Annotated in this window: 2 protein-coding genes; one reads left to right on the plus strand and one right to left on the minus strand. The window is 28.5% G+C overall.

Annotated elements, in window-relative coordinates; genetic code table 11:
* The first annotated feature begins 208 nt into the window (after positions 1-208).
* Positions 209-739 carry a hypothetical protein gene (locus FTV38_RS17495; RefSeq protein WP_180009689.1) on the plus strand — a complete coding sequence of 177 codons (531 nt, stop codon included), beginning with the start codon at positions 209-211 and terminating at the stop codon, positions 737-739.
* On the opposite strand, the gene FTV38_RS17500 is transcribed toward FTV38_RS17495, so the two are convergent.
* Complete coding sequence (locus FTV38_RS17500; protein ID WP_373887030.1) at positions 719-1,498, minus strand: sel1 repeat family protein; 780 nt, start codon at positions 1,496-1,498, stop codon at positions 719-721. The genes FTV38_RS17495 and FTV38_RS17500 overlap by 21 nt on opposite strands.
* Between the last annotated feature and the right edge of the window lie 12 nt (positions 1,499-1,510).

Here is a 1,510-nt window from a genome sequence, read left to right on the forward strand (position 1 = left end):
TTAAAACCGTGAAACATTGATCAAAGAATAGGCGTGGAACGTGAATAGTCACAAAAAAGCCGTTCCAGTGCGCTGAACCCTGGAACGTCTTAGTATAAGTTTATGATTTATATCGAATAAAAAACAGCATTTCGTATAAGGTGTATTATGTTAATTTTAGATATTAAGAAATTAACATATAGTCATTAATTAGAGCTAAAATAATTATATGAAAAAATTTTCACTTTTTTTACTTTTAATAGGCTTCATAATTATTTTAGTTACTTTAATAAAATCAAATAAATATGATAATAAAAGTATAGATTTGAATACATGGCAAAAAATTGAAAAATTTCAAATTTTAAAAACACAAATATCTTGCTCAAGTTCACCTTGGCGAAAAGGTATAGACAGAACTGCTAAGATGAATGTTGAATACATGTATAAATATCATAACAAAATTTATTATCGTAATGCTCAAAATGTCTTAAGCATATATAGAATAACGTTATTAGAGTCATGTGACGATCTAAAAGTTAAATTAGAAAATGCCTGGCACCAGTATAATACGGATAAAGTTTTATCCGTTTATATATCTAGCATAGGTAATGAAAGTAAGTTTGTAATCAAAGAAAATCAATTCACATTTAGAAAATCTTTAATTGCTTTGATCTTGTTTGAAGCGCAAGGAGTCATACTAATATTAGTTATCATATTGATATTAACTTGCCTAATTACACTACTTAGAATTAGATATTGATTCTATTTTTTTTAGTGCATCCCCAGCATCTTTATAACCATTCTCAAATGCCCGTTGAAACCAATATTTTGCTTTTTCTAGATCATTATAGGTATTCGCATACATATAACCCAAATTATTTTGAGCTATAGGAAAATTCTGGTTTGCTGCTTGTATATAAAGATCGAGCGCTTTTTTTTCATCTTTTGGAACTATAGCTCCTTCTTCATATATGTTGGCTAAATTGTATTGAGCATCTGGTAAATTCTGTTTAGCCGCATCGGTATACAAACTAATGGCTTTATTGATATCTTTTTCAATACCATTTCCATCAAGATATGCATTAGCGAGGCTGAATTGAGCCCGAGCATATCCTTGTTTTGCAGATAAGTTATAATAATCTAAAGCTTTTGTTCGATCTTTATCTACATAATATCCATTGTCATACATTACACCTAAATTATACTGAGCTTCAGAAGAATTTAATTTAGATGCTTCATTAAACCAATAATAAGCTTTAGCTTCATTTTTTTGTGTACCTATTCCTTTGAAGTACATACCTGCTAAATCATTTTGAGCAACTACAGAACCTTCATTTGCAGCTTTTTCAAAATATTCTAAAGCTTTTTGAAAGTTTTGCTTTACACCATCACCTAAAAAATATTTTTGACCTTGTTTATATAAAGACTCTGATTGAACAAGATTTTTTTCTTTCTGAGGTACAGTCTTTGTACAACCATTAAGACTAAATACACTCAAAAACACTAAAAAAAAAGCTATTTTTTTTACATT

Source organism: Acinetobacter sp. YH16044, assembly GCF_013417145.1.
GTDB lineage: Bacteria > Pseudomonadota > Gammaproteobacteria > Pseudomonadales > Moraxellaceae > Acinetobacter > Acinetobacter amyesii.